Below are 26,024 nucleotides of genomic sequence, written 5' to 3'. Positions count from 1 at the left end.
CGACCGCCTGTCCTCGCTATGAGCAAGCCATGGAACACGTGCGCGGTCGCTCAGCGCGGTGCGCCCGAGTCCTCATCCTCGTCGTCCATGGGCGCGTCGAACTGCGCGTCGTAGAGGCGGCGGTAGGCGCCCCGCGCGGCGAGCAGCTCGTCGTGGCGGCCCTGTTCGACGATCGCCCCGTGCTCCATCACCAGGATGAGGTCGGCGTCACGGATCGTGGAGAGCCGGTGGGCGATGACGAACGCCGTGCGGTTCTCGCGCAGCCGCGCCATCGCGCGCTGGATGAGCAGCTCGGTGCGGGTGTCCACCGACGAGGTGGCCTCGTCGAGGATCAGCAGGCGCGGATCGGCCAGGAACGCGCGGGCGATCGTGATCAGCTGCCGCTCGCCGACGCTGAGGTTGGTCGCCTCGTCGTCCAGCACAGTGTCGTAGCCGTCGGGGAGCATGTGGACGAACCGGTCGACGTAGGCGGCGGTGGCCGCCTCCACCAGTTCCTGCTCGGTGGCCTCGGGGCGCCCGTACGAGATGTTCTCCCGGATCGTGCCGGCGAACAGCCACGTGTCCTGCAGCACCATGCCGGTGCGGGAGCGCAGATCGTCGCGGGTCATGCGGCGCGTGTCCACGGCATCCGATCCGTCCTCGGCGGCGCCCAGCATGATCGCGCCGCCGCCGAGGTCGTAGAAGCGCATGAGCAGGTTGACCAGCGTGGTCTTACCCGCGCCGGTGGGTCCGACGATCGCGATCGTGCTGCCCGGAGGCGCGGTCAGGTTCAGCCCCTCGATGAGCGGCGTGTCCGGGGTGTAGCGGAAGGAGACGTCGTGCAGGTCGATCCGGCTGGCGGTGGGGGAGACCGTCTCGGCCGGGTCGGCGTCGGGGGTCTGATCCTGCTCGTCGAGCAGTTCGAAGACGCGTTCCGCGCTGGCGACGCCGGACTGGAGCAGGTTCGCCATCGAGCCGAGCTGGCTCAGCGGCTGGGTGAACTGCCGCGAGTACTGGATGAACGCCTGCACGTCCCCGATCGACAGGAGCCCGGATGCCACCTGGAGTCCGCCGACGACGGCGATCGCGACGTAGACGAGGTTTCCCACGAAGGTCATGCTGGGCATGATCACTCCGGAGACGAACTGCGCGCCGAAGCTCGCCCGGTAGACGCGGCGGTTCTCCTCTGCGAAGGCCTGCTCGACCTCCCGCTGGTGCCCGAAGACCTTGACCACGGCGTGCCCGGAGTAGGTCTCCTCGATACGTGCGTTGAGGATGCCGGTCTGCTTCCACTGCTCGACGAACAGCTTCTGCGAGCGGCGCGCCACGAGCACCGTGATCACGATCGTGAGGGGGATCGTGACCAGCGCGATGCCGGCCAGCAGCGGCGAGATCAGGAACATCATCAGCAGCACCCCGACCACGGTCAGCAGCGACGAGATGACCTGGGAGAGCGTCTGCTGCAGGGACTGGCCGATGTTGTCGACGTCGTTGGTGACGCGACTGAGCAGCTCGCCGCGCTGCACCCGGTCGAAGTAGTGCAGCGGCAGGCGGTGGATCTTGTCCTCGACCTGCAGGCGCAGCCGGTGCATCGCGCGCTGCACGACGACGTTGAGGATGCGGGCCTGTACGAGCGCGAAGACGCTCCCGAGCGTGTAGACGGCCAGCACGAGCAGGAGGATCGCGCCCAACCGCGCGATGTCGATCCCCGCACCGGGGACGAAGTCCAGGCCGCGCAGCAGATCGGCCTGGTCGGTGTGTCCGGAGGAGACCAGCTGGTCGATGACCTGCGCGCGCGTGAGGCCGGAGGGGAACTGCAGCGAGAGGAAGCCGGCGAACACGATGTTCGTGCCCTCGCCCAGCAGCTTCGGCCCGATCACGGTGAGCCCGACGCTCAGCACACCCAGCACGATGACGACGACCAGCTGCGTGCGGTCCCGCCGGAGGGTCCCTAGGAGGCGCTTCGCGGACGGCCCGAAGTTCTGCGCCCTCACCACCGGCGCGCCGCCTCCCATCGGACCGCGCGCCATCGGACCGCGCGGGGCGGCCGGAGCGCTCCTCGAATCGCTCACGATGCCGCCTCCACGCTCTCCTGGGACTCGACGATCTCCCGGTAGGTGGCACAGGAGCGGAGCAGCTCCCGGTGGCGCCCGATCCCGACGACCTCGCCGTGGTCGAGCACGACGATCTGGTCGGCGTCGCGGATCGTGGCCACCCGCTGGGCGATCACGAGGCGCGTCGCGCCCGGCAGCCGCGCCGTCAGCGCGCGCCGGAGCGCGGCATCCGTGGCGACGTCCAGAGCCGAGAAGGAGTCGTCGAAGAGGTAGATCTCCGGGCGTTTGACCAGCGCCCGGGCGATCGCGAGGCGCTGGCGCTGCCCGCCGGACACGTTCGTGCCGCCCTGCGCGATGCTCGCCTGAAGACCCTGCGGCATGGCCTCGACGAACTCGCGCGCCTGAGCGATCTCCAGTGCCTGCCACAGCTGTTCGTCGGTGGCATCCGGATCGCCGTAGCGGAGGTTCGAGGCCACCGTGCCGGAGAAGAGGAACGCGCGCTGCGGCACGAGCCCGATGCGGCGCCAGAGCTCGTCGGGGTCGAGCTCACGCACGTCCGCGCCGTCGACGCGCACCGCACCTCCGGTGACGTCGAACAGCCGCGGCACGAGCCCGACGAGGGTCGACTTGCCCGACCCGGTGGAGCCGATGATCGCCGTCGTTGTGCCCGGTGCGACGCGGAACCGGAGGTTCTTGAGCACCGGCTCCTCGGCGCCGGGATAGGTGAACTCGACACCGTCGAACACGATCTCACCGGCGGACGTGCCGGGGATCGCGGGCTCTTTCGGCGCGACCACCGACGGGTCGGTCCCCAGCACCTGTCCGATGCGGTCGGCGCACACCGCGGCGCGCGGGATCATCACGAACATGAAGGTCGCCATCATGACGCCCATGAGGATCTGCATGAGGTACTGGAGGAAGGCGAACAGCGTGCCGATCCGCGCGTCGCCGTCCTGAACCTCGAACGAGCCGAACCAGATCACCGCGACGCTGGACGCGTTCATGACGAGCATGATCACCGGGAACATCAGCGCCATGAGGTTGCCGGCGCGCACGCCCATCTCGGCGACGCCGTCGCTGGCGTCCTCGAACCGTTCCCGCTCCTGCGCCTCGCGCACGAATGCGCGGATCACGCGGATGCCGGTGAGCTGCTCGCGCAGGATCTGGTTGATCCGGTCGATGCGCTGCTGCATCGTGCGAAACGCGGGGACCATCCGCACGATGATGAGGCTCACGGCCACGAGCAGGACCGGGATGCTGACGGCCATGAGCCAGGACAGCCCGGCATCCTGCCGGATCGCCATGACGACCCCGCCGATCGCGAGCATCGGCGCCGACACCATCAGGGTCGCGGTCATCTGCACGAGCACCTGAACCTGCTGCACGTCGTTGGTGTTGCGCGTGATCAGCGACGGCGGCCCGAACCGGCCGACCTCGCGCTGGGAGAAGCCGACCACGCGGTGGAACAGCGCCGCGCGCAGGTCGTGCCCCAGGCCCATGGCGAGCCTGGAGCCGAAGTACACCGCCACCACGGCGCAGGAGACCTGCACGAGCGTCACGGCGAGCATCGCCGCGCCGGTCGCCCAGATGTAGCCGATGTCGCCGGTGACCACGCCGTGGTCGATGATATCGGCGTTCATGCTCGGCAGCAGGAGCGACGCGATCGACTGCACGAGCTGGAACGCCACGACGCCGACGATCAACGGCCACGCGGGCCGGAGGAAGCGGACCAGGAGCCTCCAGAGCACGATCAGTCCTTCCCGCCGCGGCCGGTCGCGGCCTCGTCGTGCGGGGGGCGTCCGATGATGCCGTAGAGCGCGATCTCGACGAGCTCGTCGTCGCTGAGCGGGGTTCCCCCCAGGTGCGGCGCCGAGGCGGCGATCACCAGCAGCCGCACGACCGCGTCGAGTCGTTCCGGCGAGACGTTCAGTTGCGCGGCATCCACCGCGAACGTGGAGGTCGCGTTCTTCTCGAACTGCCCGTACCGGCGCGTGCGCATGTACTCGCGGGCCTCGGCGGGGTCCAGCAGCGAGAGCATCGCGAACACGCCTTTCGCGCGTTCGCGAGTGCGGGCGATGAGGAGCCGCAGCTTCTCCTCCAGACTCGGCTCGGGCCCGTCGAGGGCCGTGCTGATCGTGTCACGGGCGGCGTTGAAGAACTGGTCCACGACGGCGTGCACGAGCGTGTCGCGATCGCCGAAGGCGCGGAAGATCGTCCCCTCGGCGATGCCGAGGTGCTCGGCGAGCTGGCGCGTGGTCAGCGACGCCCCGCGTTCGACGAACAGCGGGACCGCCGCCGCGGCGATCATCGCGCGCCGATCGTCGACGGACATCGGTCGTGCTCTGCGGCGCTTTGCGTCTTCTGTCGTGCTCACCGCATCAGACTAATGAGTGAGCACTCACTCCGCAAGGAGGGCGTCAGCGCATCGCGTTCCCTGCGGAGCCGAGCTGCTGGGCGGCCTCGACGACGCGCGCGGCCATGGCGGTCTCGGCGGGCTTTCCCCACGAGCGGGGGTCGTACGCCTTCTTGTCGCCGTAACCGCCGTCGACCTTGAGCACCTTGTTCCAGTTCGACAGCATGTGCCCGGCGATCGAGCCGGTGAACGCGTACTGCGTGTCGGTGTCGATGTTCATCTTCACGACGCCGTTCGCGACGGCGGCCGAGATCTCGTCGGGGGTCGATCCCGATCCGCCGTGGAAGACGAGGTCGAACGGCTTGTCCATGCCGGTCTCGGCGCCGATCGCCGCCTGGATCTCACCGAGCAGCTCCGGCCGCAGATGCACGGATGCCGGGTTGTACACGCCATGCACGTTGCCGAAGGTCAGCGCGGTGAGATAGCGGCCGCGCTCGCCGACCCCGAGCGCGGCGACCGTCGCGCGCGCATCGTCGACGGTGGTGTAGAGCTCGTCGTTGATGTCGTGCGAGATGCCGTCCTCCTCGCCGCCGACCACGCCGACCTCGATCTCCAGCAGCGTGCGCGCCCGGCCACTGAGCTCGAGGAGCCCCTCGGCGATCCGCAGGTTCTCGGCAAGCGGCACGGCCGAGCCGTCCCACATGTGCGACTGGTAGAGCGGGTCGAGGCCGCGGGCGCGACGCTCGATCGCGTCGGCCAGCAGTGGACGCACCCAGTCGTCCAGGTTCTCGCGCGGACAGTGGTCGGTGTGCAGTGCGATCGTGACGTCGTATCCTCGAGCGACCTCGTGGGCGTACAGTGCGAGCGCTCTGGAGCCCACCGCACGATCCTGCACACGGGCTCCGGAGAGGTAGAGCGCCGTGCCGAGCGAGACCTGCACGATGCCGTCGCTGTCGGCGTCGGCGAATCCCTGCAGTGCGGCGTTGAGCGTCTGCGAGCTCGTCACGTTGATCGCCGGGAGGGCGAAGCCTCGGGCCTTGGCGTTGTCGATCATCGCGACGTACTGGTCGGGGGTGGCGATGGGCATGGGTGTCCTCTCCGCGGTCACTGGCAGCCGCACGACGTGCGGACATTCAAGGTCGTCTCGATCACCCGGCGTCGGAACGGGTCGTCGGAGCCCGCGATGCGGGCGAAGAGCAGGTCGACGGCATCGCTGCCGACCGTCAGCACGTCCTGCGAGATCGCGGTCAGCCGCGGCTCGAACAGGTCGCTCCACTCGAAGTCGTCGTAGGCGGCGAGGGCGATGTCGCCGGGGATGCGAAGGCCGGCGTCGCGGATCGCGTGAATGGCGCCGATGGTCATCGAGTTGTTCAAGGTGACCAGGGCCGTGGGGCGGTCCGAGCGGCGCAGGAGAGCGGCGACCGCCGCGAAGCTGGTCTCGGTGCGGGAGTCGCCGGAGACGATGAGCTCCGGGTCGGCCTGGATCCCGTGCGCCGCGAGCGCCTCGCGCACGCCGGCCTCGCGCTCGACGGTCGTGCCGAGTCCGGCAAGGCCGACCACGACGCCGATCCGGCGATGACCGTGCTCGATCAAGTGCTCCACGAGCCGCCTCGACGACTCCCGGCTCTCCGAGAAGACCTGGTCGCACTCCAGCTCCATCCCGCGATCGATCAGCACGAGGGGGGTTCCGGCAGCGGTGATGCGGGGCGCGCCGGCGGTGAGGAACCCGCTGGAGGGAGCCACGATCAACCCGTCCACCCTGCGGTCCAGGAGCGAGTCGATCACGCGCTGCTCAAGCGCCATCTCGTCGTGCGAGTCGCCGAGCACCAGGACGTAGCCGGCATCGGTCACCCGGCGTTCCACCGCGTGCAGCAGGGGGGCGAAGTACGGGTTCGTCAGCCCCGAGATCACGAGCCCGATGATGTGGGAATCGCCGCCGGCGAGCGCGCGCGCCGTGCTGTCGCGGCGGTAGCCGAGGGTGGCGACGGCGTCCTCGACCCGGGCGCGGGTCTCGGGACGCACGAACCTGGTTCCGTTGAGCACGTGCGACACCGTGGTCGCCGAGACGGCGGCTCGTCGTGCCACGTCGTTGATGGTCACCACGATGCTGCCCTCCTCTTCGTGCTCTCGATCGCGTCGCGATTCCAGGATGCCGTGATGAAACGCCACGCAAACGCTTGCGCAAGCGTTTGCGTGTGCCTATCGTAGCCATCGTCGGACGTCCGACCCGAGAGCAAAGGAGCACTCATATGGATCGCAGGGTATCGAAGCGGCTACTGACGACGGCCACAGCGTTCGCGGCAGCGGCGGTGCTGCTCGGCACCACCGCGTGCAGCAGCGGCGGAGGAGGCGGTGATGACTCGTCCGGCGCCAGCGACTCGGGCGAGGGCATCAAGATCGGGCTCATCACGAAGACCGACTCGAACCCGTTCTTCGTGAAGATGCGCGAGTCCGCCGAGGCGGCGGCCGAGGCCGCCGGAGCGGATCTCATCCCGCTGGCCGGTGCGTTCGACGGCGACAACGAGGGACAGGTCGCGGCGATCGAGAACCTGGTCAGCCAGGGGGTGAAGGGCATCATGATCACCCCGAACTCGTCCTCCGGCATCCTCGCCGCCATCAAGCAGGCGCGCGATCAGGGCGTGCTCGTCGTGGCGCTCGACACCGCGACCGACCCCGAGGACGCCGTCGACGCGACGTTCGCGACCGACAACCTCGCTGCGGGCGTCGCACAGGGCGCGTGGGTCAAGGCGACCCTCGGCGACAAGGAGCCGAAGGTGCTGATGCTCGACGGCACGCCGGGCGGCACGGTCGACACCTTCCGCCACGACGGCTTCCTGGAGGGCATGGGTCTGACGGAGGACTCGCCTGAGATCCTCGGCATGGAGAACACCAACGGCGACCAGACGAAGGCGCAGACCGCGATGGAGAACCTGCTTCAGCGCGCACCCGACGCCAACGCGCTCTACACGATCAACGAGCCCGCCGCGGCCGGCGGCTACGCGGCGATCAAGGCGGCGGGCAAGCAGGACCAGATCACCATCGGGTCGATCGACGGGTCGTGCACCGGCGTCGAGAACGTCAAGAACGGCGTGATCGGAGCCACCGTGATGCAGTTCCCGACCAAGATGGCCGAGCAGGGCGTGGAGGCGATCGTGGCCTTCGCGAAGGACGGCACGAAGCCCAAGGCCGGGTTCAACGACACCGGCTCGGTGCTCATCACCGATCACCCGGTGGACGGACTGGAGTCCCAGGACACCACCTGGGGTGCGGAGAACTGCTGGGGCTGATCGGCTCAGCCTCTCCGTACACCGCGTTGCGAGGGGGCCGCAGGTCCTGCGGCCCCCTCCTCGGTAGAAGGGAACTTCCATGACCACCCCCACCATGGCCGCCACGACATCGCAGAAGCCGCCGCGCAACGTCGGGCGCTTCCTGCAGACGCCGCTGCTGGGGTCGGTGATCGCCCTGGTCGTCGCGATCATCGTCTTCAGCGTCATCTCCCCGCGCTTCCTGGCGCCGGGGAACCTCTCGCTCATCCTCCAGCAGTCGGTCGTCATCGGCATCCTCGCCGTCGCCCAGACTCTCATCATCCTGACCGCGGGCATCGACCTGTCGATCGGAGCGATCGCCGTGCTCGGCACCGTCGTCCTGGCCCAGGCGGGCGGGGCGCTCGGACCGGTCACGGCACTGCTGGTCACGCTGCTCGTGTGCATCGCGCTGGGCGCGCTCAACGGAGGTCTGGTCACGGCCTTGCGGCTCCCGCCGTTCATCGTGACGCTGGGGACCTTCACGGCGATCGTCGCGGGAACCCGTCTGTTCGCGGGCTCGCAGACCTTCCCGGTGAGCGACCCCCTGCTCACTCTCCTCGGCACGACCTTCAGCATCGGCGGGTTCACCACCACGTTCGGGGTGGTCACGATGCTGCTCGTCTACGCGATCATGGGGTACGCACTGACCCAGACCGCGTGGGGACGGCATGTCTACGCGGTCGGCGGCAATCCCAACGCCGCGCAGCTGTCGGGAGTGAAGACGAACCGCACGATCTTCTCGGTGTACATCCTCGCCGGTGTGATCGCGATGATCGCCGCGTGGGCGGCCCTCGGACGCATTCCGAACGCCGACCCCAATGCCTACCAGAACGCCAACCTCGAGACGATCACGGCGGTCGTGATCGGCGGGACCAGCCTGTTCGGCGGCCGAGGCGGAGTGCTCGGCACCCTCGTCGGCACCCTGATCGTCGGTGTGCTCCGCAACGGGCTCACCCTGGCAGGCGTCGACAACCTCTATCAGAACATCGCCACCGGCGCCCTGGTGATCGTCGCCGTCGCGGTCGATCAGTTCATGCGCCGCAAGACGGCTCGATAGGTCGGAGAAGAGACGATGAACGACCAGACGACGCAGACCCTCGCGCTCCAGGCGCGCGGCCTCGTGAAGCGCTACGGCAGCGTCACCGCGATCAACGGTGCGGACTTCGACCTCCGCCGGGGAGAGGTCCTCGCCGTGATCGGCGACAACGGTGCCGGCAAGTCGAGCCTGATCAAGGCGCTCGCCGGCGCCGTGATCCCCGACGAGGGCGAGATCCGCATGAACGGCGAGCCGGTGCACTTCCGCAACACCGGCGATGCGCGCGCAGCCGGGATCGAGACCGTGTACCAGGATCTCGCCGTGATCCCGGCCCTCGACATCGCGTCGAACCTCTATCTCGGGCGCGAGATCCGGCGCAAGGGCATCATGGGTTCGGTTTTCCGCCGGCTCGACATGCCTGCGATGCGGGCGGAGGCGTCCAAGCACCTGTCCGAGCTGAAGATCGGCATCAAGTCGGTCACCCAGGCTGTCGAGACGCTCTCCGGCGGCCAGCGCCAGGGGGTCGCGGTCTCGCGAGCGGCGGCGTTCGGCAAGGGCGTGATCATCATGGACGAGCCGACGGCGGCGCTCGGCGTGCGGGAGTCCGGTCAGGTGATCGAGCTGATCAAGTCGATCCGTGACCGCGGCATCCCGGTGGTGCTCATCAGCCACGACATGCCGCACGTGTTCGAGGTGGCCGACCGCATCCACGTGCATCGCCTGGGGCGCCGGGCCGCCGTCGTGAACCCGCGCGAACGGACCATGTCCGAGGTCGTGGCGCTCATGACGGGCGCGGAGCGTCCGACCGAGCTCGAGGCCGCGGGCGGTGCCTGACCCGCATGTGCGGAGTGGACTGTTCGTGGGGCTCGCCACCCTCGATGTGATCCATCGGGTGCAGGCGCCCCCCGGCCCCGACGAGAAGATCACCGCGACGGCGCAGTTCGTGGCGGCCGGGGGCCCCGCTGCCAACGCCGCCGTGACCTTCGCCGCGCTCGGCGGCGAGGCGGTTCTGCTGACCGCGCTCGGCACGAGTCCCATCGCCCGTGCCATCGTCGCCGAGCTGGCAGGCGTCGGCGTGCGCGTGATCGACATCGCCGAGGGGTTCGGCGGCGACGCACCGGTCTCCGCCGTGGCCGTGACCGAGTCGACCGGCGATCGGGCGGTGGTGGGCGGCGATGCCGCTGCGCTGGTCTTCCCGCCGCCGCCGGCCGACGAGCTTGCCGACCTGGTCGGCGCGGCAGACGTCGTGCTGGTGGACGGCCACCATCCGCTCCTCGCCCTGGCGGCGGTCGATGCCGCGCGGGCGGCCGACCGCCCGCGCGTGGTCGATGCGGGGCGCTGGAAGCCCGTGATGGCGGAGCTCCTCCTGCGGGTCACCGACGTCGTGGCATCCGCCGACTTCCGGCTTCCCGGCTCTCCGTCCACCGACGACACGATGCGTCGGCTCGTGGCCGCCGGCACCCCCGTCGTGGTCGCCACGGCCGGACGCGGCCCGGTGCGCTGGTGGACCGAGGGTCGCGGCGGCCGGTCGCCGGTCCCGCACGTCCGCGCGGTCGACACCCTCGGCGCCGGGGACGTGTTCCACGGGGCGTACGCGTACGCGCTCGCGCGCGGGGTGCCGCTGGAGGGGCGGATCGCATTCGCCGCCCGCGTCGCGGCTGCCCGGTGCGAGATGATCGGACCACGCAGTTGGCTGCACGCGGTCGCCGGGATCGCGCTGGGCGAGGGAGACTCATGAAGGAGCGGGACCAGGTGACGGGCAACGCGGATGCCACGGACACGACACTGGCGCAGCTGATCGAGCGCGCCCGCGCGCTCGCCTCTCGCGGAGAGCGCGCGATCCTCGGCATCACCGGGGCGCCCGGGGCGGGAAAGTCCACGCTCGCCGAGCGGCTCGTGGCCGCGCTCGGCGACGAGGCGGCCGTGCTCGTCCCCATGGACGGCTATCACCTCGCGAACGTCGTACTCGACGACCTCGGCTACCGTGCACGCAAGGGTGCTCCGCACACGTTCGACGCCTACGGCTACCTGGCGCTGATGCGGCGCATCCGCACACAGCGCGAGAACGTGGATGCCGGGGCCGACGGCATCGTCTATGCGCCGCAGTTCCGGCGCGACCTGGAGGAGCCGGTGGGCTCCGCGGTCCCGGTGCGCCCGGAGACGCCGCTGGTGGTGACCGAGGGGAACTACCTCCTGCTCGACGAGGAGCCCTGGCCGCGCGTACGGGCGCTGGTCGACGAGACGTGGTTCCTCGCGCCGCCCGAGTCGCAGCGGCTGGACCGACTCATCCAGCGCCACGTGCGGTTCGGCCGCTCGCCCGACGAGGCCCGCGAGAGGTCGCTGGGCAGCGATCAGCGCAACGCCGAGGTGATCGCGCCCACGGCCGCCCGCGCGACGGCCGTGTACCGGCTGATCGACGGCTGACGCCGAGCCCGTTCGCCCGTCGGCTCTCACAAGCGCCCGCACATACGGGAGGAGGGGACGCCCCCTCAGGATCGCCCCCTCCTCCGTGCGCGTCAGCGCTCAGCCGAGCTCAGAGCGCCGCCGGATCGACAGCAGCACCCCGGCGCCCAGCAGCAGCGCGCCGATCGTCGCAGCGAACCACGGCACCAGCGCGCCGGTGACGGCGAGCAGGTCCGGGATCACCGCGTGCGCGCTCGACGAGGCGCTCGCGGGCGCCTCACCGCGCGCCGGCACCACCGCGGCGGATGCCGTGTTGTCGACCGAGCCGGCCTTCACATCCGCCGCCGACAGCACGTAGCTCGCGGTGCAGACCGCCTCGTCGCCCGCGGCGAGCGGCTCGTCGGGGCAGACGATCGCGGACAGGTCGTTCGTGCCGGTGAAGGTGCCCTCGGTGACGGCGTAGTCGGTGAGGGTCACGTTTCCGGTGTTGGTCACCACGAACCGGTACGCGATCGTGTCGCCCGCCGAGCGCGCGGTGCCGACATCGACGAGCTTCTCGAACGTGAACGCCGGATCGGCGACGATCTCGACCTCGGTGGAGGACTCGCCGCTGGCGACGTCGCCGCCGTCCGGGTCGGTGCCGGTGGCCGTGGCGGTGTTGGACACCGAGCCGGCGTCGACATCCTCCTGGGTCAGCACGTACGTGGCGGTGCACTCCACCGTCGCCTCGGGCAGCAGCCGCGCGGCACCCTCCTCGCACGTGGCGGGGGAGAGCTCGCCGGTGCCGGTGAACTCGCCCTCGGCGATCGCGACGTCGAGCACCGGCACGTTGCCGGTGTTCTCGACCGTGAAGGTGTACGTCACGACGTCACCGGGCTTGGCGGCGCCGGCCTCGGCGTGGTCGGAGGTCTTGACGACCGACAGCGCCGGAGCGGGTGTGGTCGTGGGCGTCGTGACCGAGCCGGTCGTCGAGATGCGGGCCTCCGGGTTCTCGCTCCCCGGGGGCAGCGCGGATGCCGTGGCGGTGTTCTCCACGCCGCCGGCGGTCACGTCGGCCGGGGTGATCTCGTACGGCTCGACCGTGCGGCACACCGTGGACTCGTCCGGCGCGAGGGTCGTCGCCTCGCACGTGGTGGCCCCGGCCAGCGGGTCGGTGACCTCCAGCCCGTGCAGCTCCAGCTCGCCGTCGTTGGTGACGGTGAAGGTGTAGTGCTGCAGGTCGCCGGCGTCGAGCAGGCCGTCGTCGTTCACGTCGGTCCAGTCACCGGCCTCCTTGACCAGCGCCAGCGAACGCACCTTGGGGGTGTTGGTGATCGTGCAGACGATCGCGTCGCCCGGAGCGGGCGTCACGGTCTTGGTCACTCCCTCGCCGGAGGGCAGCTCGGTGTCGGATTCGGCAGAGTTCTCGCACGACCACGAGGACGTGTAGTTGTCGGCGACCATGTCGGACCCGTCGCTGACGGCCTCGGCCAGAGTGAACTCGCCCACCGGGAGCAGCGTCTGATCGTCGGTCGTCGCGCTCAGCGCGCCGTCGGTGGACGCGCTCCCCGCGTTCGTACCGGCCGGAGTCGTGATCGACAGGTCGACCGCGTCGGCCGGGTCGACCAGCTCGGTGAAGACCTTGCGCAGCTCGAGCTTGGTGAACTCGAACCCGAAGACCACGTCCTGCACGCCGCCGCCGTCGACGTCCGCGGAGATCCACGTGGCATCCGTCGCAGCCACGATCGGGGCGCCGTTCTGGCCGCCGTAGCAGATGACCTCGGTGGTGCCGAGTCCGTCGGGCACTGCGCAGCCGTAACCGGTCGGGACGAGATCGCCGACCTGGTAGAACGGCTGGTCGGAGTTCCAGGTGATGCCCTCGATCGGGCCCATCGCCTCGGCATCCATCGTCAGCATCGAGTAGCCGGTCACGTCCTCGCCGTTGGGATCGGTCACCGAGATGTCGCTGAGCGTGTAGCGGGTGGTGCTGGAGGCGCCTGAGGTCAGCGCGGGTCGGCCGGTCACGCCGACGTAGACGTCACGGCCGAACACCGAGCCGCTCCAGGTCGGGGCACTGCGTGCACCCGGGCTGCCGGAGCCGCTGAGCGTGTCCCACGTGAGGTCGAAGTCGGCCTGGTAGCCGCCCGGAAGCGGGATGGTGAAGTGCTGGCCGTCGGCCGCGTCCGCCTGGTCGAAGGCGCTGAAGTCGAGCCAGCAGATCGTCTCGGCGTGCGGCCCGCCCTCTCCGTACGAACAGCCCTCCGGATCGGCGGCGGCGGCCGGTGCCGCCGCGGCGAGGCCGGCCAGGCCGATCCCGCCGAGGGCCAGCGCGGTGCTGGCCAACTGGGCGATGCGCCGACGCAACGTCGTGCCGGCGGATCTCCCCTTCTCTGATGTCCGCATGCGCGAACTCCTCACTCAGACCCCCGTGGTCTGGCTACGTCGGGGCACGCCGGGGCGCGCCTCGTCCTGGGGAACGTGCGGACGCCCGTTCCGCGGTCGGGACGTGCTTGGGGAACGTCCCGCGCTCGAGTCGCGCTGGGGCGCCTCCCGAGGGGCGAGGTGCACTGGGGGGCGCCCTCGCCAGGGCACAGCCTATTGACAGGGGTGAACGCGCCGCCAGGCCCCTGAGCAAACTTTTTCCCGATCGCGGGAAATTCTCATGAAGCTCTCATATTCGCCTCGTTCGCCCGCGCGCACGCCGGCGGCCCCGGTCCGTCCCGACGGCACCGGTCACCGGTGTTCCAGCGCGATCATCACGATGTCGGCGAAGGGTCCGTCCGGCAGGTCCGTGAGCTCGAACCACTCCGCCTTGTCCGTGGTCCCATCCACCTCCACGACCCCGAGCGTGCCGCCCACGACACGCGCCTCGTACAGGACCCGCACCGACCTGAAGGGCCGCCTGCCGGGCGCGGCGGGCCGCGTGAACACATGCGTCGTGAGCGGCCGGCCCAGCTCGACGTGGTAGCCGGACTCCTCGTAGGCCTCGCGCACGATCGCGTCCTGCACGGACTCGTCGAACTCGACGCCGCCGCCGGGAAGCGACCAGCACGGCGTGCCGCCGTCGGAGCCGTTGAACCAGGTCAGCAGCACGCGCTCGTCTCGCACGATCAGCGCGTACGCGGCCAGGCGGGTGTCGTACTCGGAGTAGTGCAACGGGGCTCGTGCGGTGTCCATCCCCCCATCGTCGCAGGGCGCGTCGCCGGCGGCTCGCTGGCGTCGTGGCACCCCCCTGTCGGCGGGTGCAGAACGCGAGTAGCATGTGGCCCGTTCCCGCTCAGCGATGAGACCCGACGAGGACGCACGGCGCGTTTGAGTGATCGGGGGCCCGGCATGTCCGACGGCACTTCTCCAGGAGACATCGCGCGCGACCCCTCGTCGCGGATCGTCCGTGCGGACGCCGCGGAGCGGTTCCACGCCGGGTGGCGGTTCGTGCCGGATGCCGACCGCCTGACCCTGCCGCCGTGGCTGGGCGCGCCCCGCCAGCCCGACGTGTCGGTCGACGTCGTGCGCGGGCGCGACCTCGTCGCCCTCTCCGTCGACGTCTTCGGGGCGAGCGTCGTCACGGACGGCGACGGGCCGCCGCACCTGGCGCGCACCGGCGACGGGCCGTGGCTCATGGTCGTGACCTTCCCGTTCCAGCACGCGCACGAGGAGGCGCAGTACGTCACCGACACCGGCGCGTCGACCTATCCCGATCCGATGGACCCGACCAAGACCGTCGCCGCGCCGCCGGGGGCTCCTTCCACCGGCGTCTCGTCGAACCACGCGCCGTCGATGCCGGTCGGCTACCGCCCGGCGCGCAAGAGCAGGCTGGTGTTCGCGATCGGCCCGGACGATCGCGTGGAGTTCACCCGTGCCGGCATCCTGCGGGCGATGACCGAGCTGGAGCCGGTGCTGCATCCGAACGCCGCCCCTCCCGGTCGCGCCGGGTCGATCGACGACGCGACCGACGGCTTCCGCATCGTCTGGGTCGGGCCCGACCTCGTCGCCCGCTACACCGGGGCGCAGATCCTCGTCGAGCGCGCCACGGCCGCCGACCGGAGGGCGCAGCCGCCGCCGGATGCCGCGACCACGACCGGCGCGCTGCAGCTCGCGCAGAATCTCCGTGCCGTGCGGGTGGACGCCGCACGCACGCCCCTGGCCGCCGGTGCCGCGCTGGAGGCGGACGCCGCGCTGCCGGCCGCGCTGAAGGATCTCGTCGCGCGGCCCGAGCGCATCGCCGTCCCGCGCGCGAGCTACTCGCGCCGGCCCACCGAGGAGGAGACGGCGATCGAGGCGCCCTACCGCCTGGTGATCTCGCCCTCCAGCGAGGGGCGCTGGGTGCACGCCGACGCGCCGGTGGCCGCCGACGACACGCCGCGCAACGTCGAGCTGTGGCACAGCCGCCTGGGGCTGGCGAGCGGGCAGAGCGTCACCGAGCGCGGCGACGCGCGCCGCATCGTACGGGCGATCTGGACGCGCGACCGCGACGGGCTGACCCAGGCCCAGTGGCGCACCAACGAGGACAGCGACCTGAACCATCCGCTGTCCACTCCCCAGGGCGGTGCCGACCAGCCCTTCCGCGGCTCGCTCAACCGCGCCGATCGGCACCGCATCGTGCGGCAGACCGCGGAGCGCTGGCCCGGCATCCGCGACCCGCGCTCGGTGCGGCCGGTGCGCGCGGACAAGCTGTGGCTCTCGTCGCTCGGCGCCTGGCTCGACCTGCACGGCTCCTGGTACACCAAGGAGTATTCGAACCTCGATCCCGGGATGCCGTCGGTGCTGGCGTGGGACCACATCGCCCCGCTCGGTCGAGACCAGTGGGTGCGGGTCGTCTACCCGGGGTACCTGTATCCGACCGGGCACGCGGCGGCGCTCGTGAAGATCACCGAGCGTCGCGTGACCGAGAACCCGGCGGTCGCGAGCCTCTACCAGATCAAGTTCCTCGTGGTGAGCGAGCCGAGCCGCACCTACGACGCGGCGGACTGGCCCTTCTCGCGCGTCGATCTGACCCCCACCACGACGCCGCCGCTGGCCGACCCCGATGCGGTGGCGGACGACGACTACAGCAGCCAGACCTACTTCTGGCCCGAGTTGGGCGACGGCTCCTCGTTCGCGTTCTCGCTCGACGTGTGGGACAAGGACGGCCGCCCGGGGAGCCTGCGCGCGCCCCTTCTGTGGGTCGCCGAGCACTTCGACAAGCCGGACGAGGTGGACGAGGAGTACGACGGCGATCCGCGCAGGGTGATCCCGGCATTCGGGCAGGCCTTCGCGTTCACGCCGCGTTCGCCTGCGGGCGACTCGGTGACCGAGACGCAGACGCTGCGCTTCCGGGGCCGCGCCGCACGCGGCGAGTCGACGCCGTTCCTGAGTTCCGCCGACGTCGTGATGGATGCCGCTCGGCGCCTGTCGAACGTCGGCCCGATCCGCATCGTCTACAACGACTCCTATCTCGCCAACGGCCTGGGCGCTCAGCCCGGCGCCGCCAACAGCGGCCAGGTGTGGGCGAACGTGCTGCTTCCGGAGGCGAAGACCGACCGGCAGGACGCCCTCGACGAGGTCGTGGCCCTGCCCGCGGTGTCGTTCGGCACCCCGGCAGCGGGAAGCGACCGCGCCGGCGGCTTCGTCACGCCGGATCTTCCCATCCGAGGCCTGTCGACCCTCACCGGCGCCGTCGGCGACGTGGCGAACATGGAGAACCTGACCTTCGAGCCGGAGGAGTTCTTCAAGGGCGCCTTCCCGAAGCTGTTCGGCCTCGTCGACCTGTGGGAGCTGATCGAGAGCGTCACCGACCTCGCGAACATGCCGAACCTCGCCAGCGAGGCGGTCGAGGCGATCACGAAGCTCGTCGGCGACATCGAGAAGCTCCTGTCCTCGCTCACCGAGGTCGTGGAGACGGCGCCGGCCGAGGCGGCCGCCGCGGCACAGGCGGCGCTGACGCCGATCGAGGGCGTGTTCGCGGCGATCGGCGACCTGCTCGCGCCGGACAATCCCGACCCGGTCAGCGATCGGATCGCCGGCCTCGCCGCCGCATTCCAGAACGTGGCCGCCTCCCTCGGGGCGGTGCCGGTGACGCACCCGCTCATCCCGCCGGTCGTGCGGACGACCCTCGCCTCGCTCGTGGACGCGATCGGCACCGCCGCCACCGCGACCGACATGGTCGCCCAGCTCACGCGGCTGCTGGAGACGTTCGAGCCGGGGCGGTTGGAGGCATCCTTCCGCTACGACTTCCACCCGAGGCTGTTCACGCACTGGCCCGACGCCGACTTCACTCTCATCGAGCTGGCCCCGGACGGGTTCACCCTCGCTGTGGAGGGCCGTGTCTCCGGCACCGGATCGGCGTCGGTGCGCGCGATGGCCGAGATCCGCGGGCTCACCCTGCACCTGTTCGGCAAGGAGGATCAGGATGCCGCGCCGCTGGTGCGCATCCCGTTCGAGAACCTCTCGTTCATCGCCGGCAGCGACGGCAAGGCCGAGGTCGACGTCAATCTCGGCGAGATCACGTTCCTCGGCGTCCTCAGCTTCGTCGAGGTGCTCAAGGACTTCATCCCGCTCGACGGCTTCAGCGACCCGCCGTTCCTGGAGGTCGACACGTCGGGGCTGAAAGCAGGCTTCACCCTGCCGATCCCGAGCGTCTCGGTCGGCGTCTTCAACCTGTCCAACATCTCGCTCGGCGCCGACGTGCAGGTGCCGTTCCTCGGCGAGGCGCTGAGCTTCGGGTTCAACTTCTGCACCAGGGAGCGGCCGTTCAACCTCTCGGTCATGTGCATCGGCGGCGGCGGCTGGTTCCTCATCCGGCTGAACCCCAAGGGGCTCACGGTGCTGGAGCTGGGCCTGGAGGCGGGCGTCATGCTCGCGGTCGACTTCGGCGTGGCATCCGGCTCCATCTCGGCGACGCTCGGGATCTACCTGCGGCTGGAGTCCGAGAAGGGGTCGCTCACCGGGTACTTCCGCCTGCGCGGCGAGGTCGACGTGCTCGGGCTCATCTCGGCGTCGATCGAGCTGTACCTGGAGCTGGTGTACCACTTCGACTCGGGCAAGATGATCGGCACGGCGCGGCTGACGATCGAGGTGTCGGTGCTGTGCTTCTCCGGCAGCGTCACGATCGAGTGCACGCGGCAGTTCGCCGGCTCCAAGGGCGACCCGTCGCTGCGCGACCAGCTGCTCGAACCGGACGGCACCGCCCCGGCATGGGACGAGTACTGGCGCGCGTTCGCGCTGGAAGGGGCGTGATCCCATGGTCGACGAGCACCTCATCTCGCTCGCCCTGCCGTACTCGACGCGGGCCGGCGAGGACTTCCACGTGTCCGTGTTCGTGACCCCGAAGCTGACGGGGGATGCCGCCACCGAGGCCTCGCCCGGAGGCACGACCCTCGCCGACTTCGCGGTCTTCCCGCACTGGGCGGCGGCCGCGCGCGACGGGCTCACCGTCGAGCTGCGCGACCAGGCCGGCGTCATCGCGTGCACGCCGGTGCTCGATCCGCTCGATGCGGCTGCCTGGGACGCGCTGTTTCCCGACTCCACGCCGGTGCGTGCGAACGTCGTCCCGCCGCTCGACGAGCGCCGCTGGCGCACGTTCGACGCGCGCACCGTGCACGACACCGGCAAGCTCATCGGCCTCCTCACCTCGATGTCGTCGATCGTCGACCCGCCCGCGCCCGGATCGCACCCGCTCGCGAACGAGCTCGTCGGCACGCTGCGCCAGCTGGAGGTGATCACGCGCGACCGGCGCGGCATCGGACCGGTCGACGACGAGCGCTGGACCGAGCTCCTCGACCGGGCGATCGGCGAGACCGGAGACGACCGCCGGGGCCCGCGCAGCGCCGACCGGTTCGCGAGCGTCGCCGGCAACGGGATGCTGGGGGTCCTGTCCGCGCTCCACGAGGCGCGTCGCTACTACGACCGGCCCGAGTCGGCGAACCCCTATCAGGCGGTGCCCGATGCTCCGCCGCCGGATCCGCTGACGCCCAAGACCCCCGAGTTCCACGAGCGCGTCGCGATGGTCGGAGATCACGGCGAGCTGCTGCGCCGGTTGGGGCTCGTGATCGACCTCGTCGTGACCGAGCCGGCGCGGCTTCGGACCTCGCGCTGGCTGGCGGCGACCTTGACCGTGCAGACCACAGCGGCGACGGTCACCGGCGCGGCACCCCGGGTGCGGTGCGAGGCCGTCGCCGACGGGGCCCTGGTCACCGTGCCGGCGACCGCCGAATGGCGCCGCGGGGCGCTGGCCATCGGCGACACCGACCGGTTCGCCGTGCTCGACACCGACGCCGATGGCACCGCGCTGAAGGCCGAGCAGTACCTGCGCGTGCTGCCCCGGCTCATGCTCGGGCAGGCCAACCGCGAACCGGGCGACGCGGCCTCGCCGGGGCTGCGATCGCAGGGGTTCACCGTCGCGCGCCGGGGCCAGGCATCCGCCCTGTTCGATCGGTTGGCCAGGCAGAAGCAGCTCGAGGCGCAGTTCGCCACGGCGACGCCTCCGGCCGGCGGTGGCCTCGAGCTCATGAGCGAGGACGTGGCGCGCGGTCTGCGGGTCGAGGTGTGGGACGTCCAGGATGCCGTGTGGCGGTCGCTGCACGCGCGGCGCACGGTTGCGCAGCTCGCCGGGCTCGACGATCCGATCGACCTCGGCGAGGGGCACGGCTTCACCCAGGGCGCGCCGGCGGAGGAGACCCCGGTCGCGCCGGATGCGCCCGCGCCGCCGGTCAACGTGCACGAGGCGGTGTTCGGCTGGGAGGGTTGGAGCCTGTCGGTGCCCAAGCCCGGCAAGCGCGTGCGCACCGAGCTCGTGACGCAGCCGGACGGCTCGACCCGGCTGGAGGAGGTCGTGGAGCCGCCGCCCGTCGACGTGCCGGTCGACGCCACGAACCCGATCGGGTTCACGAACACGATCGTGCCGGGCACGCTCCCGCGCCTGCGCTACGGGCGCGAGTACGCGTTGCGCGCCTGGCTCGTCGACCTCGCCGGCAATGTGCGGCCGCCGCGCCTGCCGGCGGAGGACGGCGAGCCGGCGGACGGCGGCGGTGCACCGGAGGACGGCGTGCGTCTGCGAGGGCGCCGTGAGGGCCGCCTGCAGCCACGACTGCGCGGACTGGACGCGGCCGCGCTCCGCGCGCGCCTGACCGCCGGACTCGGGCGGGTCACCCTCCCCGACGATCTGACCGCCCGGCTCGACACCACGCTGAACGCCGAGCTGACCCGGGATGCCGACCGGGTCGCCGCCGCGTCGGGACTCGGCCGCCTGGGAACGGTGGGCGAGGCCCTGCGCGAGGCCGCGGTGGCCGCCGTCGCCGACCCCGAGTCGGTCGTCCCCGATCGCCCCGCGCCGACCCTCGGCCGCCGGGAGCAGAGCACACTGCGCGCCGAGATCTCCTCGATCCTGGGTCGGGCGGACGTCGCCGCGACCCTCGGCGACGCGGACGTGCTCGCGGCATCCGTCTCCTCGAGGGCGAGCACCGTGACGGAGACCGTACGCCAGGCGTTCGTGACCGCACCGGGCGCGTCGTTCGGCGTCACCGCGTCGGCGGATCGGGCGACACTGTCGCCGGCGGTCGCGGCGCAGCTCGGGCGCGGCGTCGCCACGATCGATCCCGGGCTCATCGACCCGGGCCTGGTCCAGGAGGCGCTGCTGACGATGACGGCGCCGCGGCCGTTCCTGCGCTGGGATCCGGTGCCGCCGCCGACTCTCGTGCCGCGAGCCCGGTACAGCGAGGGGGAGTCGCAGCGGGTCGTCGTGATCCGCAGCGGCGTGACGCAGGATGCCGACTCGCTCGCGGTCACCGTCGCAGGCCCCGAGGCCTACCGGGGGACCGTGCTCGCCGCCGATCCGGAGACGGCGTTCCAGGCGGTCGGCCAGCGCCATCTCGTGCCGCCGAAGATCGGCCAGCTGCAGGCGGAGTACCACGGCGCGTTCGACGGGCTCGTCGGCGACGGCTCGCCCGCGGGGCTCACCGCCGCGCTCGGGGTGGCGCTGCGCGAGAACGGCGCCCTGACCGACATCGACGTGGCCGACCTCGACGCGCCCGGCGCTCGCACCCCGCTGAGCGGCGTCGCACTCGTGCACGACCCGGGCGTCGATCCCGCCGACCTCGTCACCCTCCCGCTGCCGCAGGGCGAGGCGCCGCCGGCCGGCCAGTACGTGGTCCACGACGTCGACGACCTCGTGCTGCCCTACCTGCCCGACCCGCTCGCGCGCGGCGTGTCGCTCGTCTTCCCCGACGCGACCACCGACCCGAAGCTGCCGATGCCGTTCGGCATAGAGGGCTTCACCGCCGACTACGCGCTCGACGAGCCCGGCTGGCCGCGCGTGCGGCCCTACCGCCTCACACTCACGGACGGGCCGACGCCGCGGGCCGTCGTCGACGGTCGCGTCATCGACATCGCGCTGCCGGCCGGCACGATCCAGCGGTTCCGGCTCTCCAGCTGCCTGCAGCCGCGGGCGCTGCGCGAGCTCGGCATGTGGCGGAGCCTCCCGGCGAGCGTGCAGGCGCTGGAGGTCGTCGCCGAGGCGGCGCGCGACGGATACCTGTGGTCGCTCACGCCGAAGGAGAACGTCCTGCTCGTCCACGCGGTACCCCGTCCCGTGCAGGCGCCCCGACCGGTCGGCATCCGCTCGGTCCGCCCGGCCGCCGCGACGTACGCGAGCTTCTTCGGCGGCGTGCACGTGCACGGCCCGAGCACCGAACAGCTCACGATCGAGGCGTCGTGGAGCGACCCGGTCGACGACCTGGGCCTCGCCGTCTGGGAGGAGCGGCCCAGCCGCGGCATCGCGGGGACGACGCGTGTGAGCGACCACGAGCGGCTCGGCATCCTGTTCGGGCAGGAGTTCCTGCCCGGCGGCGACCTCGACTGGGCCGCCGACCCGAGCATCCGTATCCACGGCACGCGGCACGAGTTCGGCGATACGAAGCACCGCATGGTCGACTATCGCCTGCGCGCCTCGACGCGGTTCCGCGAGTACTTCCCGCCGCCGCTGCTGACCCCGGCACCGGATGCCGCCGAGTTCGACGACGGGTCGAGCGTGGTCAGCGACGTGCTGCGGCTCTCGGTGCCCTCGTCGGCGCGGCCCGATCCGCCGGTCGTGCACTCGGTCGTGCCGCTGTTCCGCTGGTCGCACGACGACCCTGGTGCGGCGGCCCCGGCGGACGACGAGGGCACCGTGCAGCCCGGCCAGCCGATCGCCGAGCGGCATGAACGCCGCGCGGGCGTACGCATCTACCTGGAGCGGCCCTGGTTCTCGTCGGGGGAGGGCGAGCTCCTCGGCGTCGTGCTCGACGGCTCGTCGCCGGCCGGACCGTCGTCGCTGTGGGCGCAGGACCCGATCTGGCTCGGCGCCGGTTTCGACGACCCTCACCTGCACTCGCTGACCCTCGTGGACTTCTGGCGCGCCACCGGCATCGATGACGTGTGGCGGCCCGGGGAGCCGGTCGCACTCCGCACCGGGCTGGTGCTGCCGACCGGGGCGGGGAAGGACGCCACCTACACCGCGACCGCGCTCGGCTACCGTCCCCAGTACAACCCGCAGCGCCGGCTCTGGTACGTCGACGTCGCGCTCAACCCGGGCGCGGTGGCGTGGCCGTTCCTGCGCCTCGCCGTCGCGCGATTCCAGCCGGAGAGCCTGTCCGGGCTGGAGCTGTCCACGCCCGTCATCACCGACTTCGTGCAGGTGCCGCCGGAGCGCACCGCGCTGGTCAGCCGCCTCGACGAGCACGAGGCGCGCGTCGTGGTGAGCGGGCCGATCGTCCTGCGTCGCAACCCGGTGCGCGGCGACCAGGTGCAGGCCGATCTGGACGCCATCCGCCAGAACCGGCTCGTCGTGGCGCGGCTGCAGCGGGCCGACCCCGACCTCCCCGGCGACCTCGGCTGGATCACCGTCGACACCCGGCGCATGGAGGTCGCCGCCTTCGAGCGCGACCGCAACCTCATCGCGTGGGGGACCACCCTCGGTTCCGATGAGCTCGTGCCGTTGCAGCGGCCCGGGCCCGAGGCATCCGCCTGGCGCGTGACGGTCGAGGAGTGGGAGCGGTTCCCGGGCGACCCCGAGCCGGGTGGCGCCGGGCTGGCCGCACCGCCCCCGGTGTGGGAGCAGCGGCTCGTGTTCGCCGACGAGATCTACCTCTGACGATCGGCGCGGCGCACGCGCGGTTGGTGCGGCTTTCGTTCGGAATCCCGCCCGGACAAAGGCTGGATGTTGCGATCCGGCGCTTCTGGCGAGCCTTGGAGCGATCCGGCCTTTGTCCGGGCTGCATTCGGCGGCTGACGACCTCGCGTGGGCGTGTTGCGGCGCGGTGTCCGAGGTCTTCCCTTCGTATAGCGCCGCAGCTCAGGGTCAGCTCAGCATTCTCTTGGGTCGCTATCGCTCTGATCCGCGCGGTCGCTACTGTGAGCTGACGCCCTGGGGAGGCGTCACGGGACTTGTGGGGAGTCCCAGACACTCAATCTGTTGAGGAACGGGCGTGCTCGTCTCGGCATCGGGACGGTCGTTCTCCTCGGCATCCATCAGGGGGAACAACAATGACCATCACCGATCGAGAACAGCCGACTTACGCGGCCGGCTGGTACGTCGACACGACGGTCCCGGGCACCGAGCGTTGGTACGACGGAACGACCTGGACGGATCGTGTCCGCCCCGCGGCGCCTCAGATCCAGCCCCAGAGCGCCACCGCCGCCAAGCGTCGCTGGTACAAGCGGAAGGCCCTCGTCATACCGGTCGCCGTCATCGGTGGGATCGTCGTCGTGTCCGGCATCGCTGGCGCACTCGGCGGAGAGCGCAACAACGATGTCGCGGCGCCGCGCATCGCGTCGCAGGCGCCGGTCGAAGAAGCGCCGGCGGTCCTCGTTGACGTTCCGAACGTCGTGGGGATGACCGGCTCAGATGCTCAAACGACGTTGTCCGCGCTGGGCTTCCGCGTCGACTTCGGCAACGGGGATCCCACGATGCCGGTCACGGCACAGGACGTCGCTGCCGGAGAGCAGGCCGAGGAGGGATCGACTGTGCAGCTGACGCTTCAAGAGAAGCCGAATCTGACCGTCGCACAGGACTCGGCGATTCGCTCTGCAAAGTCATATCTGTCCTTCATGGGGTTCTCCCGCGCCGGACTGATCGAACAGTTGACCAGCCAGTACGGCGAGGGGTACGAGGCTGCCGATGCCGAGTTCGCGGTGGCCACACTGGAGCAGACCGGTCAGGTCGTTTGGAACGAGGAAGCGCTCCAGAGTGCCCAGTCCTATCTCAAGATCAGCGGGTTCTCGCGGCAGGGCCTGTTCGACCAGCTGACCAGTCAGTACGGTGGGCAGTTCACCCCGGAGCAGGCCAACTACGCACTCGACGGCGTCGGCCTCTGAGCGAGTGGCCCGTCGACATATCGGCGGGCCACCCGCTCCGTTCCCGCGGTTCGCCGTTGCGCCGTTCCGACCCGAGAGTCTCACGGGGCCGGAGATCTCCACGCCGTGGCGATCGATTGCCGCGGGTGAAGGATCGACGACGCCGTCGCTGAATCAGCCGAGTGATCCGGCTAGAAGGGCGCGGGTTCGTGCGCAGCGCGGAACACGGGCATGGGCCGTTCAGGCTCGACGAGATAGCGTCTGCCGGTCGGTGAGCTCCATTCGATGGCCCCGCCGTCCCGTTGTCGGATGGTCCAGTTGCCGTGGTGTTTGACGATGTGGTGCCCTTTGCAGAACGGGGCGTTGTTCCAGACGGCGGTGTGCCCGCCGTGCTCCCAGGCCACGTTATGGTCGATCTCGCAGCGCGAGGCGGGCATGCCGCACCCGGGAGCCATGCACCGGTCGGCACGCCAGCGCACGAGACGTCGCAGGGATGCCGGCGGCCGGTACCTCTTGCGTCCGACCGAGAGCACGACTCCGGTCTCGGGATGAGTCAGCACCCGCATCCACCCGTCGGCCCCGCCGCACAGCTCTCGGGCGGTCTCGATCGGGATGGGGCCGACGCCTTCGACGACGGCCGGGTCGCTCGCGGCCGCGTGCTCGTCGTCGAGGAGCGCGAGGGCGGGCACCGTGACGACCACGCTGGCGCGGATGCCGCTCGCCTCGGCCGGGTGCGCTGAGGTGTCGCCGTCGATGAGCAGGTCGCACATCACGTCGGCGCGCAGCTGATCGAGGGAGCGCGTCTCGCCGTCGCGGGTCTTCAGGGCTTTCGCGATCGCGGTGGCACGCTCGTGGGCGGCGTGCACCTCGACCGCGGGTGCGTGCAGTTCCAGGGTCGCCATCCCCTCCGTGCCCGGCTGCACCCAGGTGCGCCGCTCTGTGAGCGCCTTCTCATGCCGCTCGGTGAGGGTCTCGGCCCGGGCGGTCTCGATCAGCTTGCCGAGCTTGCGACGGAACACGCCGACCGGCTCGGCCTCGGCCAGGTCCAGGGCGGCCGGTGCGAGCCGTGCCGCCACGTCGGGTTCGATGCGGTCGAGCTCGTCGGCGATGATCTCGGCGTGCCGCTCCGTGATCCGCCCGCGCCCCAGGGCCTCCAGGGTCTCCGGGTAGCGTGTGCAGAGCGCTTCGGCGCGGGCGAGGAGCATGCCCGCGGCGTACTCGGAGACCCGCAGCGCCGCGGCCAGTTCGAGTCGCAGCGAGCGCTGCGCGATGTCTGCCTGTGCCCCGTACCCGGCGCCGGTCAGGGCACGGCGCCGCAGCACCTCGATGTTCGCGTACCGCTGCGCCGCGAAGATCGCGACCATGCCATCGACCTCACACACCAGGTCCAGGTCATCCGGTGCGGTCACGGGCCCGGTGAACTCCGGAAGCGGCGCGCCCTCGAACGGATCACGCGGCATCGGGATCGCTTCCATGCATCCATTATAGAACAAGAGTACTCATGATGTAAAGAGTACTGGCAGTTGATTATCGAAGTAAACTTCCCCACTTATCGCGTCTGCCGCACCGGCGCTAGGGTTTGCTCGGGACGCGACGAGGCGTTCCCGGCA

General features: G+C 71.0%; 16 protein-coding genes. 8 read left to right on the top strand and 8 right to left on the bottom strand.

Annotated elements, in window-relative coordinates; genetic code table 11:
• Positions 1 to 50 precede the first annotated feature (50 nt).
• The 5 genes from QM641_RS00610 to QM641_RS00590 form a co-directional block, all read right to left on the bottom strand.
• On the bottom strand, positions 51 to 2,051 hold the full coding sequence (locus tag QM641_RS00610) for an ABC transporter ATP-binding protein (protein WP_415112382.1): 2,001 nt from the start codon (positions 2,049 to 2,051) through the stop codon (positions 51 to 53).
• The gene (locus tag QM641_RS00605; protein WP_415112380.1) at positions 2,048 to 3,781 is read right to left on the bottom strand and encodes an ABC transporter ATP-binding protein; all 1,734 of its coding nucleotides are present in this window, start codon (positions 3,779 to 3,781) and stop codon (positions 2,048 to 2,050) included. Before QM641_RS00605 ends, QM641_RS00610 begins: the two co-directional genes overlap by 4 nt.
• 2 nt (positions 3,782 to 3,783) lie before the next feature.
• Complete coding sequence (locus tag QM641_RS00600; RefSeq protein WP_415112378.1) at positions 3,784 to 4,365, bottom strand: TetR/AcrR family transcriptional regulator; 582 nt, start codon at positions 4,363 to 4,365, stop codon at positions 3,784 to 3,786.
• An 85-nt stretch (positions 4,366 to 4,450) separates the two neighbouring features.
• Positions 4,451 to 5,473, bottom strand: a complete 1,023-nt coding sequence (gene fbaA, locus QM641_RS00595; protein WP_415112376.1) for a class II fructose-bisphosphate aldolase — start codon at positions 5,471 to 5,473, stop codon at positions 4,451 to 4,453.
• Positions 5,474 to 5,490: 17 nt separating this feature from the next.
• Positions 5,491 to 6,555 carry a LacI family DNA-binding transcriptional regulator gene (locus QM641_RS00590; protein WP_415112374.1) on the bottom strand — a complete coding sequence of 355 codons (1,065 nt, stop codon included), beginning with the start codon at positions 6,553 to 6,555 and terminating at the stop codon, positions 5,491 to 5,493.
• Positions 6,556 to 6,635: 80 nt separating this feature from the next.
• Between QM641_RS00590 and QM641_RS00585 the strand changes: the two genes are divergently transcribed.
• The 5 genes from QM641_RS00585 to QM641_RS00565 all read left to right on the top strand — a co-directional run bounded on the left by QM641_RS00585 (position 6,636) and on the right by QM641_RS00565 (position 11,151).
• The gene (locus QM641_RS00585; protein ID WP_415112372.1) at positions 6,636 to 7,673 is read left to right on the top strand and encodes a substrate-binding domain-containing protein; all 1,038 of its coding nucleotides are present in this window, start codon (positions 6,636 to 6,638) and stop codon (positions 7,671 to 7,673) included.
• A 79-nt stretch (positions 7,674 to 7,752) separates the two neighbouring features.
• Positions 7,753 to 8,748, top strand: coding sequence for an ABC transporter permease (locus QM641_RS00580; RefSeq protein WP_415112370.1), 996 nt, complete (start codon positions 7,753 to 7,755; stop codon positions 8,746 to 8,748).
• Positions 8,749 to 8,763: 15 nt separating this feature from the next.
• Positions 8,764 to 9,561 (top strand): ATP-binding cassette domain-containing protein, encoded by a 798-nt coding sequence (locus tag QM641_RS00575; protein ID WP_415112368.1) that lies wholly within the window; start codon positions 8,764 to 8,766, stop codon positions 9,559 to 9,561.
• Positions 9,554 to 10,465 carry a PfkB family carbohydrate kinase gene (locus tag QM641_RS00570; RefSeq protein ID WP_415112366.1) on the top strand — a complete coding sequence of 304 codons (912 nt, stop codon included), beginning with the start codon at positions 9,554 to 9,556 and terminating at the stop codon, positions 10,463 to 10,465. Before QM641_RS00575 ends, QM641_RS00570 begins: the two co-directional genes overlap by 8 nt.
• Positions 10,462 to 11,151, top strand: coding sequence for a nucleoside/nucleotide kinase family protein (locus QM641_RS00565; protein WP_415112364.1), 690 nt, complete (start codon positions 10,462 to 10,464; stop codon positions 11,149 to 11,151). Before QM641_RS00570 ends, QM641_RS00565 begins: the two co-directional genes overlap by 4 nt.
• A gap of 99 nt (positions 11,152 to 11,250) precedes the next feature.
• Here the strand turns inward: QM641_RS00565 and QM641_RS00560 are convergent, their stop codons facing one another.
• Both QM641_RS00560 and QM641_RS00555 read right to left on the bottom strand, forming a co-directional pair.
• Positions 11,251 to 13,512, bottom strand: coding sequence for a hypothetical protein (locus tag QM641_RS00560; RefSeq protein WP_415112362.1), 2,262 nt, complete (start codon positions 13,510 to 13,512; stop codon positions 11,251 to 11,253).
• A 330-nt stretch (positions 13,513 to 13,842) separates the two neighbouring features.
• Positions 13,843 to 14,286 carry an NUDIX domain-containing protein gene (locus QM641_RS00555; protein ID WP_415112360.1) on the bottom strand — a complete coding sequence of 148 codons (444 nt, stop codon included), beginning with the start codon at positions 14,284 to 14,286 and terminating at the stop codon, positions 13,843 to 13,845.
• A 156-nt stretch (positions 14,287 to 14,442) separates the two neighbouring features.
• Between QM641_RS00555 and QM641_RS00550 the strand changes: the two genes are divergently transcribed.
• The 3 genes from QM641_RS00550 (at position 14,443) to QM641_RS00540 (ending at position 24,435) form a co-directional block, all read left to right on the top strand.
• Positions 14,443 to 18,324, top strand: a complete 3,882-nt coding sequence (locus tag QM641_RS00550) for a hypothetical protein (protein ID WP_415112358.1) — start codon at positions 14,443 to 14,445, stop codon at positions 18,322 to 18,324.
• Positions 18,325 to 18,328: 4 nt separating this feature from the next.
• Entirely contained in the window at positions 18,329 to 23,212 is a 4,884-nt protein-coding gene (locus QM641_RS00545; RefSeq protein ID WP_415112356.1) for a hypothetical protein, read from the top strand.
• A 392-nt stretch (positions 23,213 to 23,604) separates the two neighbouring features.
• Positions 23,605 to 24,435, top strand: a complete 831-nt coding sequence (locus QM641_RS00540; protein ID WP_415112354.1) for an Ltp family lipoprotein — start codon at positions 23,605 to 23,607, stop codon at positions 24,433 to 24,435.
• A 170-nt stretch (positions 24,436 to 24,605) separates the two neighbouring features.
• Here the strand turns inward: QM641_RS00540 and QM641_RS00535 are convergent, their stop codons facing one another.
• The gene (locus QM641_RS00535; RefSeq protein ID WP_415112352.1) at positions 24,606 to 25,889 is read right to left on the bottom strand and encodes a DUF222 domain-containing protein; all 1,284 of its coding nucleotides are present in this window, start codon (positions 25,887 to 25,889) and stop codon (positions 24,606 to 24,608) included.
• Positions 25,890 to 26,024 lie beyond the last annotated feature (135 nt).

Source organism: Microbacterium sp. (assembly GCF_047605725.1).
Lineage (GTDB): Bacteria > Actinomycetota > Actinomycetes > Actinomycetales > Microbacteriaceae > Microbacterium.
Note: the sequence above shows the minus strand (reverse complement) of the source record. Positions and strands in the feature narration are given on the sequence as shown.

Excerpts from the sequence above, each read along its gene's own strand:
- QM641_RS00600 (WP_415112378.1), bottom strand. The coding sequence starts at position 4,365 with ATGTCCGTCGACGATCGGCGCGCGATGATCGCCGCGGCGGCGGTCCCG.
- fbaA (WP_415112376.1), bottom strand. The coding sequence starts at position 5,473 with ATGCCCATCGCCACCCCCGACCAGTACGTCGCGATGATCGACAACGCC.
- QM641_RS00585 (WP_415112372.1), top strand. The coding sequence starts at position 6,636 with ATGGATCGCAGGGTATCGAAGCGGCTACTGACGACGGCCACAGCGTTC.
- QM641_RS00580 (WP_415112370.1), top strand. The coding sequence starts at position 7,753 with ATGACCACCCCCACCATGGCCGCCACGACATCGCAGAAGCCGCCGCGC.
- QM641_RS00575 (WP_415112368.1), top strand. The coding sequence starts at position 8,764 with ATGAACGACCAGACGACGCAGACCCTCGCGCTCCAGGCGCGCGGCCTC.
- QM641_RS00565 (WP_415112364.1), top strand. The coding sequence starts at position 10,462 with ATGAAGGAGCGGGACCAGGTGACGGGCAACGCGGATGCCACGGACACG.
- QM641_RS00560 (WP_415112362.1), bottom strand. The coding sequence starts at position 13,512 with ATGCGGACATCAGAGAAGGGGAGATCCGCCGGCACGACGTTGCGTCGG.
- QM641_RS00555 (WP_415112360.1), bottom strand. The coding sequence starts at position 14,286 with ATGGACACCGCACGAGCCCCGTTGCACTACTCCGAGTACGACACCCGC.
- QM641_RS00550 (WP_415112358.1), top strand. The coding sequence starts at position 14,443 with ATGTCCGACGGCACTTCTCCAGGAGACATCGCGCGCGACCCCTCGTCG.
- QM641_RS00545 (WP_415112356.1), top strand. The coding sequence starts at position 18,329 with ATGGTCGACGAGCACCTCATCTCGCTCGCCCTGCCGTACTCGACGCGG.
- QM641_RS00540 (WP_415112354.1), top strand. The coding sequence starts at position 23,605 with ATGACCATCACCGATCGAGAACAGCCGACTTACGCGGCCGGCTGGTAC.
- QM641_RS00535 (WP_415112352.1), bottom strand. The coding sequence starts at position 25,889 with ATGGAAGCGATCCCGATGCCGCGTGATCCGTTCGAGGGCGCGCCGCTT.